The 15,820-nt window shown below is 69.3% G+C and carries 10 protein-coding genes; 6 read left to right on the top strand and 4 right to left on the bottom strand.

What is annotated here, in order from left to right; genetic code table 11:
- Positions 1 to 46 precede the first annotated feature (46 nt).
- Positions 47 to 2,734: an AAA family ATPase gene (locus ACQP1O_RS35680; RefSeq protein ID WP_433562744.1), complete on the bottom strand. Its 2,688-nt coding sequence runs from the start codon at positions 2,732 to 2,734 to the stop codon at positions 47 to 49.
- A 293-nt stretch (positions 2,735 to 3,027) separates the two neighbouring features.
- Between ACQP1O_RS35680 and ACQP1O_RS35685 the strand changes: the two genes are divergently transcribed.
- Complete coding sequence (locus ACQP1O_RS35685) at positions 3,028 to 3,240, top strand: hypothetical protein (RefSeq protein ID WP_433562745.1); 213 nt, start codon at positions 3,028 to 3,030, stop codon at positions 3,238 to 3,240.
- Positions 3,241 to 3,340: 100 nt separating this feature from the next.
- Positions 3,341 to 3,658, top strand: a complete 318-nt coding sequence (locus ACQP1O_RS35690; RefSeq protein WP_433562746.1) for a hypothetical protein — start codon at positions 3,341 to 3,343, stop codon at positions 3,656 to 3,658.
- A gap of 31 nt (positions 3,659 to 3,689) precedes the next feature.
- On the opposite strand, the gene ACQP1O_RS35695 is transcribed toward ACQP1O_RS35690, so the two are convergent.
- The 3 genes from ACQP1O_RS35695 to secA form a co-directional block, all read right to left on the bottom strand.
- On the bottom strand, positions 3,690 to 6,311 hold the full coding sequence (locus ACQP1O_RS35695; protein ID WP_433562747.1) for an AAA family ATPase: 2,622 nt from the start codon (positions 6,309 to 6,311) through the stop codon (positions 3,690 to 3,692).
- 421 nt (positions 6,312 to 6,732) lie between these two features.
- Positions 6,733 to 6,972 carry a hypothetical protein gene (locus tag ACQP1O_RS35700; protein ID WP_354833969.1) on the bottom strand — a complete coding sequence of 80 codons (240 nt, stop codon included), beginning with the start codon at positions 6,970 to 6,972 and terminating at the stop codon, positions 6,733 to 6,735.
- A 182-nt stretch (positions 6,973 to 7,154) separates the two neighbouring features.
- The gene (gene secA / locus ACQP1O_RS35705) at positions 7,155 to 9,989 is read right to left on the bottom strand and encodes a preprotein translocase subunit SecA (RefSeq protein WP_433562748.1); all 2,835 of its coding nucleotides are present in this window, start codon (positions 9,987 to 9,989) and stop codon (positions 7,155 to 7,157) included.
- A gap of 483 nt (positions 9,990 to 10,472) precedes the next feature.
- On the opposite strand from secA, the gene ACQP1O_RS35710 reads away from it, so the two are divergent.
- The 4 genes from ACQP1O_RS35710 (at position 10,473) to ACQP1O_RS35725 (ending at position 15,726) form a co-directional block, all read left to right on the top strand.
- Complete coding sequence (locus tag ACQP1O_RS35710) at positions 10,473 to 11,894, top strand: WS/DGAT/MGAT family O-acyltransferase (RefSeq protein ID WP_433562749.1); 1,422 nt, start codon at positions 10,473 to 10,475, stop codon at positions 11,892 to 11,894.
- Between the two features lie 52 nt (positions 11,895 to 11,946).
- Complete coding sequence (locus ACQP1O_RS35715; RefSeq protein WP_433567900.1) at positions 11,947 to 12,477, top strand: DUF6912 family protein; 531 nt, start codon at positions 11,947 to 11,949, stop codon at positions 12,475 to 12,477.
- 381 nt (positions 12,478 to 12,858) lie between these two features.
- Positions 12,859 to 14,022 carry a ferredoxin reductase gene (locus ACQP1O_RS35720; protein WP_433562750.1) on the top strand — a complete coding sequence of 388 codons (1,164 nt, stop codon included), beginning with the start codon at positions 12,859 to 12,861 and terminating at the stop codon, positions 14,020 to 14,022.
- Positions 14,023 to 14,271: 249 nt separating this feature from the next.
- Positions 14,272 to 15,726 (top strand): fatty acid desaturase family protein, encoded by a 1,455-nt coding sequence (locus ACQP1O_RS35725; protein WP_433562751.1) that lies wholly within the window; start codon positions 14,272 to 14,274, stop codon positions 15,724 to 15,726.
- Positions 15,727 to 15,820: the final 94 nt, after the last annotated feature.

Here is a 15,820-nt window from a genome sequence, read left to right on the forward strand (position 1 = left end):
CTGCTGAGCATTAGCTGTCAGCGTTCGCGGCGGCCGGAACCGCGCCTCAGTGCGGGCGCGTCAGACGCATGCCATTGTCGAAGTCGATGCCGCGCAGCTCGGAACGGCCGGTAAGACCCAGCTTCTCGAGAATCCGGGACATGTGGTGCCCGACCGTGCGCGGGCTGACGAACAGTTCCGCGCCGATCTCCCGATTGGTGAGACCCTGGGCGGCCAGCCGGGCCACCTGGGACTCCTGCGCGGTGAGCGGTGTCGAGCCGGCGCCGGCCTTGGCGCCTGTACCGGTGAGGTCCAGCTCGGAGCGGGTGCGGGCAACCCAGGCGGTGGCGCCGATGAGGTCGAAAGCGTCGGCGGCGGCGCGCAATTGCTCGGCGGCGTCGCGACGGCGGCGGACCCGGCGCAGCCACTTGCCGTAGAGCAGCTGGGTGCGGGCGCGGCCGAAGCTGGTATGCCGGGTGTCGCCGACCGCCAGGGCGCGACGGTAGTAGTGCTCGGCGCGGTCCTCGTCGGCCAGCAGGGCCCGGCAGGAATACGCGGTCGTCAGCGACCAGCGGGCTCGCGTGCGCCGCGTCCAGGCCGCGATCAGCTCCACGTACTCGGCGGCCTCGTCGAAACGGCCCACGCGGCAGGCGGCCTCGACGGTGTCGAGGGCGGCCAGCCGGGCCAGCGTGGGATGCGCGGCCTCGTGGCCGGGCGCGTAGAGCGCGCGCAGGCGGCGATAGGCCGACTCGGCATCCCCGGCGGTGAGCGAGTGGAAGCCGTGATGCCAGTACGCGCTGCCGATCAGCGCCGACACCGCGTGCGGGCGGGCCAGGGCCAGCGCGCGATCCACGCTCTCGGCCACCGTGTCCGCGTCGCCGCGCTGGGCGGCCAGCCGGGCCCGCAGGTTCCAGCACTGGGCCAGGATATTGGCCGCGCCCGCACCGGCGGCCAGGTCGAACGCCTCGGCGAGGGTGCTCTCCCCTGCCTCCCAGTGGCCGGTGGCGAACTGCACCACGGCCAGTTGCGGCAGCACGCCGAGCGCGGCCGGCCGGTCTCCCGAATTGCGCAGGCCCCCGGCCACTCCGAGGTACGGCTCCAGCGCCCGCTCGGCCAGACCCCACTCGAGCAACTGCCCGGCCGGCGGCAGCAGATGCGCGGCCGCGATCGGCGAGGGCGCGGCCCCGACCGCCTCGAGCTGACCGTCCAGCGGCTGGTCCGCGGCGCGGCCCACCGTCCAGGCCGCCCGGTCGGCGAGCAGCCGCAGGCCGGCCGCGAGGTCGGCACCGCCGCCCTGCCACGGCGAATCCGGGCCCGCGGCAGCGGTTTCCGGCATCGCGGCGGACGCGCGGATGGCCTCGGCATCACGCAGCAGCAGGATGTGCGCCTGGGCCGGGTCGCCGGTCGCGAATTCCAGCAGACCGGGCAGGCCGCCGCTGGCGGCGGCGATCGCGGCCGGCGTGGTGCGGGTCTCGGCGAGGGCGAGCAGACGCTGGGCCGACTCGATATCACCGCCCTCCCAGGCGAATCGGGCCGCACTGGCCAGCCGCACCCCGGCGGTGTCCGGGTCCGGGGTGATGGCCGCGGCGCGGCGCAGCACCGCGGCCGCGGCCAGCGCTCCGGCGCGGGCCCGCACTCGCTCGACACCGTCGGCAAGCGACTGCGCCAGCGTGGGATTCGGGCCGTCGAGGACGGCGACCAGATGCCAGCTGCGCAGGTCGCCGTTCTCGGGGCCGGGCAGCGCATCGGCCAGGGCCAGGTGGACGGTGCGGCGCTCTGCCGTGGACGCGGCGTCGTAGGCCGCGCCGCAGAGCAGACGGTGCCGCATTTCGACGCGCCCGTCGGTGACCGTGAGCAGCCCGGCCGCCTGCGCCGACTCCCAATCCGCCGCGGTGACACCGAGTTCGGTCGCAGCCGTCGCGACCGGGCACAGCGTGCCCCGATCCTCCGCGGCCACCACGGTCAGCAGGGTGCGCACCCGCGGCTCCAGGGCGGCCAGCCGATCGGCGAAGGCGGCGCGCAGCCGGGGGCCGAAAGGCACCGGTCCGCTGCCGATTCCGGCGCCGTCCTCGGAGTCGATGGGAAACTCCCGCAGCGCCAGCGGATTGCCGTCGGCCAGCCGCAGCATGCGCGTCGCGCGCGGCTCGCCGATGCCGCCGGAACGCAGGGCCAGCAGCCGTCGCGCGTGTGCCTCGGTCAGCGGTGCGACGGGCAGCACGGGCAGCGCCTGCCACACCGTGGTGGCCGGGCATTCGCGCATCGCGGCCAGCAGCGCCACCCGCCCGGCGCCCAGGCGGCGTAGCGCGAAGGTGAGCGCCTGCCCGGTCGCGGCATCCACCCACTGGGCGTCGTCGACGATCAACAGCAACGGCCGTTCCTGGGCAACTGTCGCCAGCAGTGTCACCAGGGCCGCGCCCACCAGGAAACGGTCGGCCGGGCCGGCGTCCCGGCCGAGGGCCGCGGCCAGGGCCCGCGCCTGCGGGACCGGCAGTGCGGCGACCCGATCGATCAGCGAGAGCAGCAGTTCGTGCAGCGCGCCGAAATCCAGCTCCGATTCGGCAGGAAATCCGCGGCAGGTCACCACTCGAAAATCGGTGGCACGCAGTTCGGCATCGCGTAGCAGTGTGGTTTTTCCGATTCCCGGTTCGCCCCACAAGAGCAATCCCCCGCCGCGACCGGCGCGCGCCTCACTCAATACACGAGACAGTTCGGCCTGTTCTCGTTCCCTCCCCTGGAGAACCCGGATATCGCGCACATTGCAAGCTACCTCGACGCCCGAGAACCGGACAAACTCGAAGTCGCCGCCGTCCCATCGGCTGAGATCACTTGGGAGATATACGATTCCGAATCTTTCATCGATGACCGATTCGATGACCGATACAGCGACCGATTTTGATTCGCATACCGTCGGCTAAAATACGGCGCGGATTCGATCCAAAATCCGGCGACTCGCCCATTTCGATACCCATTGCATTCCCAGAAGATTGCGTGCTAAACATTCGTCATCAGCCGAATTTCCGCTGGTTCGTTTGATTCCAAGGAGATTTCATGCGCAAGATCCGTGTTCTGGGTGTGGCCACCGCTGCCACCGGTCTGCTGTTCGCCGGTGCAGGCCTGGCTTCCGCGGACAGCACCACCCCGACCACCCCCACCACTCCGACCACCGGATCGGCCGAGATCCTCACCAACGTCATCAAGGCGCTGATCACCGGTAGCGCCTCCACCCCGGGCACGTCCCCGACCACCACCACCGGAAACTGATCCGATCGGTTCCCACGCCTTCCCGGATCGACGCCGAAGGGGGTCGCCGATCCCGACGGCCCGGGGTGCGGACACCGCCGGAAATAGTTAGCCTGCCGAGGTGGAAGACCGTGAGCGCAAGGAATTTTCGCCGCTCCTCGACGAAGCCCTCGGGCCCGGCGCGCCCGTCACCCCGGAAGTCCGGATAGGGCGCAACGACCCGGAAGGCGCGCTGCCGGAATGCGTGCGCTGTGGAAAGCCCGCCGCCCTGCACCTGCGGGCGGTGTGGCTTTCCACCCGCGCCGTACTCGCCGGAGACACCGATGTGGACAACCTGATCCAGGTACACGCCTGCGGTGGCTGCGCGGGCAGCGTGGCCGGGATGATCCTCATCAACTGGGACCCGCGCTATTGGGGCGAGTCGGTGCATCTGGAATGACGCCCGAGAGCATCACTGCGATACGGGAGCTTCAGCGCGGCCGCACAATTCGCATGCCATTGTCGAAATCCACGTCGACCAGATCGGTCCGGCCGCTGAGCCCGAGCTTGCCGAACACCCGCGACAGGTGATGGCCCACCGTGCGCGGGCTCAGGAACAGGTCGGTCCCGATCTCCCGATTGGTCAGGCCCTGCGCCGCGAGCCGCGCGACCCGCAGCTCCTGCGCCGTCAGCACCGAGGTCTCGCCGTGCGCGGTGACCGGCGCGGCCCGGCGGCCGGTGAGCTCCAGCTCCTGCCGGGCGCGCAGCAGCCACTGGGCCGCGCCCATGCCCTCGAACGCCTCGGCGGCCGTGCGCAATTGCTCGGCCGCGTCGGCGCGCCGGCGGGCGCGGCGTAGCCACTTGCCGTAGAGCAGCTGGGTGCGGACATGATTCAGATCGTGGCGGGTGCGCCGGACGGCCAGCGCGCGCCGGAAGTAGTGGTCGGCCCGATCGCCGGAGCACAGCAGGGCCTGGCAGGTGTAGGCGGCCGAGAGCGCCCAGTCCGCGCGAGACCGCACCGCCCAATCCCGGATCTCCCCGTAATATTCGAGCGCGTCGGTACGCCGGCCGACCCGGGTGGCGGCCTCCACCAGCTCCACCGCGGCCAGTCGCGCGTAGGTCGGGTGCCGGGCGTCGTGCCCCGGCTGGGCCAGGGTCCGCAGCCGCAGATACGCGGTCTCCGGATCACCCAGGCTCAGCGCGTGGAAGCCCAGATGCCAGTGCGCCGACGCGATGAGCGCATGCGACCGGCGCGGCCGCGCCAGCGCCAGCACCCGGTCCGCGCTGTCCAGCACCGCGTCCGAATCACCGTGCAGCGCGGCGATCTTCGCGCGCAGGGCCCAGCACTGGGCGAGTACGTTCTCCACCCCGCCGGCCTCGGCCAGCTCGAACGCCTCGGCCAGGGTCTGCTCGGCGGCCGCGAACCGGCCATTGGCGAACTGGATGATCGCCAGCTGCGGTAGTAGCGACACCGCGGCGGGCGCCGAACTGCCCCGCAGGTACGCCGCCGCCCGGGTATACGGCTCCAGGGCCGCGTCCGCCAGCCCCCACAGCAGCACCAGCGGCGCCGGCGGCAGCGGCCGGATCATGGTGTGGAAGCGCGAAATACCCTCCCGCACGGTCATTTCCGCGGGATCCAGGTCGAGCACGCCGTGCCCGGCCACCCAGCGCGCGCGTTCGGCGTCGATCCGCAGGTGCGCGGCCGTCTCGGGATCCACCAGCTCGGCATCGCGCAGCAGCAGCCGGCTCGCCCGCTCCGGTTCTCCCGCAACGAATTCCAGCAGACCGGCCAGCCCGCGCCCGGCCACCGCGGCTCGCTCCGGCCCGAGCCGGGCGGTGGCGCGATCGAGCAGGCCGCTCGCGGAGGCGATATCGCCCCCCGCCCAGGCGGATCGACCGGCCGCGGCCAGGCGCTCCCCCGCCCGCTCCGGATCCGGCGTGATGGCGGCGGCCTGCCGCAGCATGGCCGCGGCGGCCATGTGCCCGTGAGCCGAGCCGGCGGCCTCCGCGGTGAGCGCCGCGGCCAGCTCCTCGTCGGGGCACTCGGCGGCCATGGCCCGGTGCCAGATACGCAGGTCCGCCGCGCCCGGTTCGGTCAGCGCGTCCGCCACGGCCAGCTGCGCTGCGCGGCGCTCGGCGGCCGCGGCGGCATCGTGAACGGCGGCGCACAGCAGGGCGTGCGTGCGTTCCACCCGGCCGTCGCCGACCGTGAGCAGGCCTGCGGCCGTGGCGAATTCCCATGCGGCGGCATCGACGCCGAGGGCCGCCGCGGCGGTGGTCACGATGCCCAGCACGCCGCGGGTCTCGGTGGCGGCGACGGTCAGCAGCACGCGCACCCCGGCGGGCAGCGCGGCGACGCGATCGCGGAAGGCCGCGCGCAGTCCGGGCCCCAGCGCGATCGGCTCGGGCGCGGTGCCGGCGAGATCACCGACGACATCCGGCAATTCGTGCAGGGCCAGCGGATTGCCACCGGCCACGGCGAGGATCCGGGCCAGCCGCAGCGCGCCCAGCGGGCCGTGCCGCTCGGCGATGAGACGGCGGGCGTCGGCCTCGGGCAGGCCGGTGACCGGCAGCGTGGGCAGTTCCCGCCAGAGCGTGTCGGCCGGATCGTCGCGCAGCGCCACCAGCAGCGTCACCGGCGCCGCGGTCAGCCGGCGGATGGCGAAGACGAGCGCCTGCGCCGACTCCGGATCCACCAGCCGGGCCTGGTCCACGACCAGCAGCAGCGGGCCCTCGGCCGCGAGCGCAGACAGCAGCCGCACCAGGGCGGCACCGACCAGGAAGGCGTCGGCAGCACCGGCATACAGGCCGAGCACCACGCCCAGGGCCCGGGACTGGGCCGGCGGCAGCGTCGGAAGCCGGTCGGCCACCGGCAGCAGAAGTTCGTGCAGGGCAGCGAAATTCAGTTCGGATTCGATGCTGATGCCCTGACAGCGCAGCACCCGGAAATCGGTGGCGCGATCGACGGCCGTTCGCAGCAGTGCTGTCTTGCCGATGGCCGGATCGCCGTACAGCACCAGCGCCGATCCCCGCCCCGACCGGGCCTCTGCGAGAGCACGATCCAACTGGCCCCGTTCGCGTTCCCGCCCGTAAAACTGCAGATCCTCCCACACATCCGGGAATTTAGCTCAGCTAATCGCGTGCAACCAAGACACCGTCGAGTAACTGGCACAAAATGTCCTGAATGACGCACATCACAAATTTGAGGGGAGTAATTCAATTAACGCGCAACCCGGTTCACGCGATATAAATGCCCTCGCATTGCGATCCCAGCGAAGCGAAAAGGTACAAATGGGATTCGGATCGACGGGGGGCCGCAACGACCGCGCCCAGAGACCGAATACCCCTTGCCGGGCCGCCGAAACACCTGAGCGGCAGGAAATTTCACCGAGCGCCGACCCAGGCGGCCCTGCCGTCGCCCGAATTGGATCTTTTGCCGGAAATCAGCCGCGCGGTTCACTCCCGAAAAAGACAGTGCCCCCGGCGATTTCGCCGAGGGCACGACTTCCGCTCGAGCCGGGGACCGGCGTTCGATCAACGGAAGATGGTCATGTACCACAGGCCGTCGGCGCCCTGATCGCACCGCCACTGCCAGCCGTCCTCACCGCGCAGCTGCACGCCGCCCGCCTGGAACTGGCCGCCATTGCCGTCGGCGGCGCAGGCGTCGACGGTGGCGTAGTTACCGTCGACGGTCAGGGTCTCCGCGTGCGCGGTCGCGGCGCCCAGCCCGGCGATACCCAGGGCCATGGCGGTGAGGGCAAAAGTCTTGCGCATGATCGTGATTCCTTCCTGCTCGGCCGCCCCACGGCGACCGGACTGGAACCCATTTCAGCGAACCGATCGTGACTGTTTCATGACCACGCGAAAACCGCTGGTCCAGGCCGGAAAACACGACGCCCCGGGTGTGAACACCCGGGGCGCAGTGCGTTTCGATTCGCTCAGTGGCGGCGCTCAGCTCAGTGGCGGCGCTTGGAGCGCGGGGCGCGGTCGACCTTGCCCTGGGCGCGGGCCGCTTCCCGGCGCTCGCGGCGGGTGCCGCCCTGGCCGTCCTCGAGGCCGTACTCGTCGCGGTCGCTGCGGATGGCGGCGTGGCCGCCCTCGTCCGGACCGGAGTAGGACAGGCCGCGCGGACCGGACTCGTCGATGCCCTTGGCGCGCAGGGCCGCCGGAGCGCCATTGCCGTTGCCGGCCGCGTCCTCCTCGGTGGGAAGCGGGCGGTTGCCGACCGGCGACTGCAGACCCGCGGCCACGTTCACGCCGACCGGCTGCGGCTGCTGCACCTCGACCTGGAGGTTGAACAGGAAGCCGACCGACTCCTCCTTGAGGCCCTCGAGCATGGCCGCGAACATGTCGAAGCCCTCGCGCTGGTACTCGACCAGCGGGTCGCGCTGCGCCATGGCGCGCAGGCCGATGCCCTCCTTGAGGTAGTCCATCTCGTAGAGGTGCTCACGCCACTTGCGGTCCAGGACGCTCAGCAGGATCTGGCGCTCCAGATTGCGCATGCTGCCCTCGCCCGCGAGGCCGTCGATCTCCGACTCGCGGTTGTCGTAGGCGGCGTGCGCGTCCTCGAGCACCGCGTCCAGCAGTTCCTCGCGGGTCAGCTCGCCCACTTCGCCGCCGTCGCTCTCGCCGGTGAGGTCCTTGTAGTCGATGCCGATGGGGTACAGCGTCTTCAGCGCGCCCCACAGCTTCTCCAGATCCCAGTCCTCTACATAGCCCTCGGCCGTGGCGCCATTGACGTAGGCGGTGATCACGTCGGTGATCATCTCCTGCACCTGGCCCTCCATGTCCTCGCCCTCGAGGATGCGGGCGCGCTCGGCGTAGATCACCTTGCGCTGCTGGTTCATGACCTCGTCGTACTTGAGGACGTTCTTGCGGATCTCGAAGTTCTGCTGCTCGACCTGGGTCTGCGCGGACTTGATGGCACGCGAGACCATCTTGGCCTCGATCGGCACATCGTCGGGCAGGTTCAGCCGGGTCATGATCGACTCGAGCGCCGCGCCGTTGAAGCGCCGCATCAGCTCGTCACCCAGCGACAGGTAGAACCGGGACTCGCCCGGGTCGCCCTGCCGGCCGGAACGACCGCGCAGCTGGTTGTCGATGCGCCGCGACTCGTGCCGCTCGGTGCCCAGCACGTAGAGACCGCCCGCGTCGCGGACCGCCTCGGCGTCCTCGTCCACCTGCTCCTTGACCCGCTCCAGGGTCGGGTGCCAGTGGGCCTCGTACTCGTCCGGGGTCTCCACCGGGTCCAGGCCCTGCCGGCGCAGCAGGATGTCGGCGATGATGTCCGGGTTGCCGCCCAGCACGATGTCGGTACCACGACCGGCCATATTGGTGGCGACGGTGACCGCGCCGGGGCGGCCCGCCTCGGCGACGATCTGCGCTTCCTGCTCATGGAACTTGGCGTTCAGCACGTTGTGCGGGATACCGCGCTTGGTCAGCAGCTTGGACAGGTACTCCGAGCGCTCGACCGAGGTGGTGCCGACCAGGACCGGCTGCCCCAGCTCGTGCTTCTCCTGGATGTCGTCGGCGACCGCGGCGAACTTGGCCTCTTCGGTCTTGTAGATCAGGTCGGACTGATCCTGGCGGACCATCGGCTTGTTGGTGGGGATCGGCACCACACCCAGGCCGTAGGTCTGGTGCAGCTCCGCCGCCTCGGTCTCGGCGGTACCGGTCATGCCCGAGAGCTTGTCGTAGAGACGGAAGTAGTTCTGCAGCGTGATGGTGGCCAGCGTCTGGTTCTCCGGCTGGATCTCCACGCCTTCCTTGGCCTCGATGGCCTGGTGCATGCCCTCGTTGTAGCGGCGGCCCACCAGGATTCGGCCGGTGAACTCGTCGACGATGATGACCTCGCCGCTGCGGACGATATAGTCCTTGTCCTTGGTGTAGAGCTCCTTCGCCTTGATGGCGTTGTTCAGGTAGCTCACCAGCGGCGAGTTGGCCGCCTCGTACAGGTTGTCGATGCCCAGCTGGTCCTCGACGAATTCGACGCCCGCCTCGTGCACACCGATGGTGCGCTTCTTGATGTCGACCTCGTAGTGCAGGTCCTTCTTCAGCAGCGGCGCGATGCGCGCGAACTCCGCGTACCACTTCGAGGAGGCGTCGGCCGGGCCCGAGATGATGAGCGGGGTACGGGCCTCGTCGATGAGGATGGAGTCGACCTCGTCGACGATGGCGAAGTTGTGCCCGCGCTGGACCAGATCGTCCAGCGAGTGGGTCATGTTGTCGCGCAGGTAGTCGAAGCCGAACTCGTTGTTGGTGCCGTAGGTGATGTCGGCGGCGTAGGCCTGGCGACGCTCGGCCGGGGTCATGCCGCCCAGGATCACGCCGACCTCGAGACCGAGGAAGCGGTGCACGCGGCCCATCCACTCGGCGTCGCGCTTGGCCAGGTAGTCGTTGACGGTGACGACGTGCACGCCCTCACCGGAGATGGCGTTGAGGTAGGCGGGCAGCACACAGGTCAGGGTCTTGCCCTCACCGGTCTTCATCTCCGCCACATTGCCGATGTGCAGGGCGCCGCCACCCATGATCTGCACCTTGTAGTGCTTCTGGTTCAGCACTCGCCAGGACGCTTCCCGCGCGGTCGCGAAGGCTTCCAGCAGCAGCTCGTCGAGGCTCTCGCCGTCGGCGTAGCGCTGCTGGAACTCCGCGGTCTTGGCCTGCAGCTCGGCGTCGGTGAGGGCCGTGTACTCCTCGTCGAGGGCGATGACCTCGTCCGCCAGACTTGCCAGCCGCTTGACCGTGCGACCTTCACCAATCCGTAGCAACCTTGAAAAACTCAGCGCAGGCACGGGTCTTGTAGTCCTCTGGTCGGTGTTGTCGGTAGCCCCCACCATGGCGGGAAGCCTGCGCGCGGGCGCGCAATCACTAGCCATGGTAATCCGGAGCCCATCGTAGGTGCTGAACTGCGCGGGCGAGGGTGTGCGTGCTGAGGGAAAGCTGTGAAACCGGGCGGCCCGCACGGTTGCCCGGGAGCCGATCGGGAGGGCCAGCGACCGTTCAGCGAATGATCTTGCGTCCGAGGCTGATTCGTTACCCCTGACGTAGGATGTAGGGGGTCCGGCGTGCGGAGGCCTGCGCCCGCGCACCCGGAGCAGGGGACACCGATGACGGTGTGTGATCTCGGGCAGTGCCGCCCATCCATTCCCCCAGGTGATCGGATTGCGATAGCTTGCCCTCGAAGAATGCCACGGCAACATTTGATGGAAGAACCGCCGGCGCCTAGGCAGGGGGACACTGCGGGCGCAGGCAGGGACTAGGGAGTAGCGGGCAGCGTGATCACCAGACTGACGCCGCAGGACGCGTCGTTCTACCGGCTGGAATCCAGCAGCAACCCCATGCATATCGGTTCCTTGGCCATCCTGCGCAATCCCGCGCCGGCCGGAAACTCGGGGCACGGGCCGCTGGATTACGAACGGCTGGCCACCCTGGTCGAGTCGCGGCTGCCGCTGGTGCCGCAGTACCGCCGCAAGGTGCGGGAGATCCCGTTCACGCTGGGCCGCCCGGTGTGGGTGGACGACAGCCACTTCGACATCACCTATCACATCCGCCGCTCCGCCCTGCCCGAGCCGGGCACCGACGAGCAGCTGCTGGACCTGGTGGCGCGGCTGGCGTCGCGCCCGCTCGACCCCTCGCGGCCGCTGTGGGAGATGTATCTGGTCGAGGGCCTGTCCGAAGGCCGCTGCGCCATCTTCACCAAGACCCATTCGGCCCTGGTCGACGGGGACAGCGCGCTCGAGATCGGGCATGTGATCCTGGACACCTCGACCGCGCCCCGCGAGGTCGCCGACGACGCCTGGATCGCCCATCGCGAGCCCGCCGACCTCGAACTGCTGCTCGGCGCGGTGCTGCACCTGGCCACCCAGCCGCGTGAGGGCCTGGAGGTGGCCCGCCACCACGTTGCCGAGGCCTTCGCCATGGTCGACGCCACCGGCAAGGCGGTGCAGAAGCTGGTGTCCATGGTCCGGGCCGCGGCCATCGGCGCACCCGACAGCCCCCTGAACACCCGCACCTCGCGCAATCGCCGATTCGAGGTGGTGCGCACGGATCTCGAGGACTACCGCAAGATCCGCAAGCGGTTCGACTGCTCCATCAACGACGTGATCCTCGCGGTGGTGACGGGCGCGCTGCGCAACTGGCTGCTCTCGCGCGGGCAGGTGCTGACCGAGGCCGACGCGTTGCGAGCGGTCGTGCCCATGTCGGTCTATGCCGACGGACCGAACGGTGAGCTCAAACCAGCGGGCGAGGTCACCTCGCTGCTGGTGGATCTGCCGGTGGGCGAACCGAATCCGGTGATCCGCATGGAGCACATCAAGCACGCGACCGAGGCCCATACCCGGCATCAGCTCGGGGTCCGCGCCCGCACGCTGATGCACATGGCCGGATTCGCTCCGGCGAGCCTGCATGCCATGAGCGTGCGGTCGGCGAGTACTTTTGCAGAGCACACGTTCAATCTGGTGATCACCAACGCGCCGGGTCCGCAGCAGCCCATGTACATCGGCGGTGCGCGGATGCTGGAGATGTACCCGGTGTCGCCGCTGCTGCGCTTTCAGGCTCTGAGCATCGGGCTCACGTCCTACGACGGACGGGTGTTCTACGGACTCACCGCCGATCGCGACGCTATGGCGGACATCGCGGTGCTGACCGCTTCGGTGCACGAGTCGATGGAGGAGATGCTCGGTGCCTGCGTCCAGTGAGTCGTCCCGCGTCTCGAAGAAACTACGGGTCTACGTCCCGGCCACGGTGCCGATGCTGCGGGAACTGGTCGCAGACCGCGAGATTCGCGCGCTCAACGACACCGCCTTCGCGGTGACGCCGGCGCTGCGCGAGGCCTACGCCTCCGGCGACGACGAGGAACTGGCCGAGGTCGCCATGGCCGAGGCCGCGCGCGCCTCGCTGCGACTGCTCGCCGAGGAACAGGCCGCCGCGGAGCTGCGCGGCGATCGCGCGGGCGACGGATCCGGCGACGAATCCGATCCCACCCCGGCCGGACCGGTCTTCCGCCGCGCGGTCATCGCCGCGGATGTGGACGGCGCGACCCTGCGCCCGGATCTGGACGACGCCGTGGTGCGGTTGTCGGGTCCGATCGCCTACGACCGCATCGCGTCCATCCACGTGGACCTGGCCGAGGCCGAGTCCGAGGTCGCCAAGGCCGTCGAGGTCATCGACGCCGCCGACATGGGTGACGCCGACGCCGAATTCGTGCTCGGCGACGCCGAGGACCACCAGCTCGCCTGGTACGCCGCCCAGGAACTCCCGTTCCTGCTCGATCTCCTGTAACACACAGGTTCGCGGCCGTCTCGATTCTGGACTGACCAGAGCGGGGGAGCGAAGCGGAGGAGCGGCGGGAGGGAAGAATCGAGACCTCAGGGCCGCGAACCCGCCCCGCAGCGAAGCGAAGGGGCAATCCAACCACAGGTTCGCGGCCGTCTCGATTCTGGACTGACCAGAGCGGGGGAGCGAAGCGGAGGAGCGGCGGGAGGGAAGAATCGAGACCTCAGGGCCGCGAACCCGCCCCGGAGCGAAGCGAAGGGGCAATCCAACACCGCCCCCGTAACCTACGATGCCGTAACCTGGCTGTGATGGTTGCTCATCACATGGGCGACAGGCGTACGACGACGCGCTGACCAGCGCGCACGACGACAGGAAGCGTTCCGGGATATGGCATCGAAGAGTGGCGGGTTCTCCGTGCGAGGACTGCGGGACTGGCTGGAAGCCCCCGTGGCCGAAGGCGGCACGGGCGGACGGACTCCCCTCGACGCGCTGCGCGGCGCCGCGGCGCGCATCACCACTCCCCTGCTGCCCGACGACTACCTGCATCTGGTGAACCCGCTGTGGTCGGCGCGCGAGCTGCGCGGCCGCATCGTGGAGGTGCGCAAGGAGACGGCGGATTCGGCCACCCTGGTGATCAAGCCGGGCTGGGGTTTCGACTTCAAATTCGAGCCGGGCCAGTACATCGGCATCGGCGTGCTGGTGGACGGCCGCTGGCACTGGCGCTCGTATTCGCTGACCTGCCCGCCGGATTGGACCGGCGACAGCGCGCACAAGGGCAAGCGGCTCATCTCCATCGCGGTGAAGGCGATGCCGGAGGGCTTCCTGTCCAGCCACATCGTCTCCGGCGTGCCGGCCGGGACCATCGTGCGGCTGGCCGCGCCGCAGGGCGGGTTCGTGCTGCCGGATCCGGCGCCGTCCAAGGTGCTGTTCCTGACCGCGGGCTCGGGCATCACGCCCGTCATGGCCATGCTGCGCACCATGGATCGCCGCAACGCGGTCCCGGATGTCATGCACATCCACTCCGCCCGCACCCCCGACGACGTGATGTTCGGTGACGAGCTGCGCGACATGCACGACCGGCACCCGGGCTTCACCGCGCACCTGCACCTCACCGGCGAGCAGGGCAAGTTCGCGCTCGCCGATCTGGACGAGGTGGTGCCGGACTGGCGCGAGCGCGAGGTCTGGGCCTGCGGCCCGCTGCCCATGCTGGACGAGATCGAAAAGCATTGGACCACAGCCGGTCTGGAGTCCAAGCTGCACGTGGAGCGCTTCGAGATCGAGCGCAACGCCACCGCCGAGGGCGGCACCGTCACCTTCGCCAGGGCCGGCCGCTCCGCCGAGGTGGACGGCGCGACCACGCTGCTGCAGGCCGGAGAGGGCGCGGGCGTGCAGATGCCGTTCGGCTGCCGCATGGGCATCTGCCAGACCTGCGTGGTCACGGTCACCGAGGGCCATGTGCGCGATCTCCGCAACGGCAAGGAGCACCGCGCCGGGGACAAGATCCAGACCTGCATCTCGGCCGCCGCGGGCGACTGCACCCTCGAGGTGTGACGACAAGACCGGGGTGGCAGCCCGACTCCCGAAGCCGCTACCCTCGATAGCGATCCTCTCCAACTCACGCCTCCACAACCTCACCTCGGGCAGACCCGGATACGGGCCCACCCATGGTTCGCGGCCCGTCTCGTTCTGGACTGAGCGGAGCGAAGCGGGGGAGCGAAGCGGAGGTGCGCAGGGAGGGAAGAACGAGACCTCCAGGGCCGCGAACCCGCCCGGAGCGAAGCGAAGGGCAAATTAGACACCGTGGCCATCACCGACATCAAGGCATTCGCCCATCTGACGGCGGCCGATATCGAGACCCTGGGTCAGGAGCTCGACACCGTTCGCCGCGATATCGAGCACTCGCTCGGTGAACGCGATGCCCGCTACATCCGGCGCACCATTGCGGCGCAACGGATTCTGGAGGCCGCCGGCCGCGCCACGCTCTTCGCGTCGAAGAAGCGCTGGGCGTGGCTGACCGGGACCGCGCTGCTGTCGGTCGCCAAGATCATCGAGAACATGGAGCTCGGGCACAACATCAGCCACGGGCAATGGGATTGGATGAACGACCCGGAGATCCACTCCACCACCTGGGAGTGGGACATGACGGGCACCTCGGCGCAGTGGAAAGCCGCCCACAACTATTCGCACCACATGTACACCAACATCCTCGACATGGATGACGATCTGGGCTTCGGCATCCTGCGCATGACGCGCGACGAGGAATGGAAGCCGATCAATCTGGCGCAGCCGGTCGCGAATCTGTTTCTGGCCGCGCTGTTCGAGTGGGGCATCGCGCTGCACGATCTTGCGGCCACCAAGGAACAGATGGGCATCCCCCCGTCCGGGCTCTTCCCCCCGCGCAACATCGTCAACGAACCGAACAAGGCGTTCTGGCGCAAGGCCGGTAAGCAGGTCGCCAAGGATTTCGTGATCTATCCGGCGCTCACCGGTCGCGCCTGGAAGTCGACGCTGAAGGCGAATGCCACCGCGAACCTGATTCGCAATCTGTGGGCGTACGCGGTCATCTTCTGCGGCCATTTCCCGGACGGCGCGGAGAAGTTCACCGAGGAGCAGTTCGAGAACGAGACGCGGGGCGAGTGGTACCTGCGTCAGATGCTGGGCAGCGCCAATTTCGATGCCGGCCCGGTGATGGCGTTCATGAGTGGCAATCTGAGCTACCAGATCGAGCACCACCTGTTCCCGGACATTCCGAGCAATCGGTATCCCGAGGTCTCGGTGAAGGTGCAGGAGCTGTGCGACAAGTACGACCTGCCCTACACCACCGGCTCGCTGGGCAAGCAATACCTGTTGGCATTCCGCACGATTCACAAGCTGGCGCTGCCGGACCAGTGGCTCAAGCGGACCTCCGACGACGCCCCGGAGACCTCCTCGGAGCGCAAGTTCGCGGGCATCTCGCTGCCGTCCATGCCCACGTGGAACGGCAGTGAATGGCTGGCCGAGCACAGCGCGAGCGAGTGGCTGGCCGAACACCAGCCGCGCTGGGGTCTGGACCCCGAGACCGGTGAACGGCGCGGGCTGCGGTCGGCCATGCAGGAGGCCAAGGTGGCACTCAAGGAGAAGGCCGCGCACGAGAAGCAGGTATTGCGCGAGGCCAAGGCCGCACTGCAGGAAAAAGCCCGGACGGAAAAGGCCGCGCTGGCCGATAAAGCGCAGCGCGGGGGCTGGTTCTCGCGTAAACTCCGCCGCAATCGATAGCAGAGTCGAGTCGCGAAAACAATGCGGTATTCGACACGTTAGAGATTCGATCTTCGCCAACCTACGGGACCGTAACCTACGGTAGTGTAACCGC

This window comes from Nocardia sp. CA-151230 (genome assembly GCF_050942175.1).
Lineage (GTDB): Bacteria > Actinomycetota > Actinomycetes > Mycobacteriales > Mycobacteriaceae > Nocardia.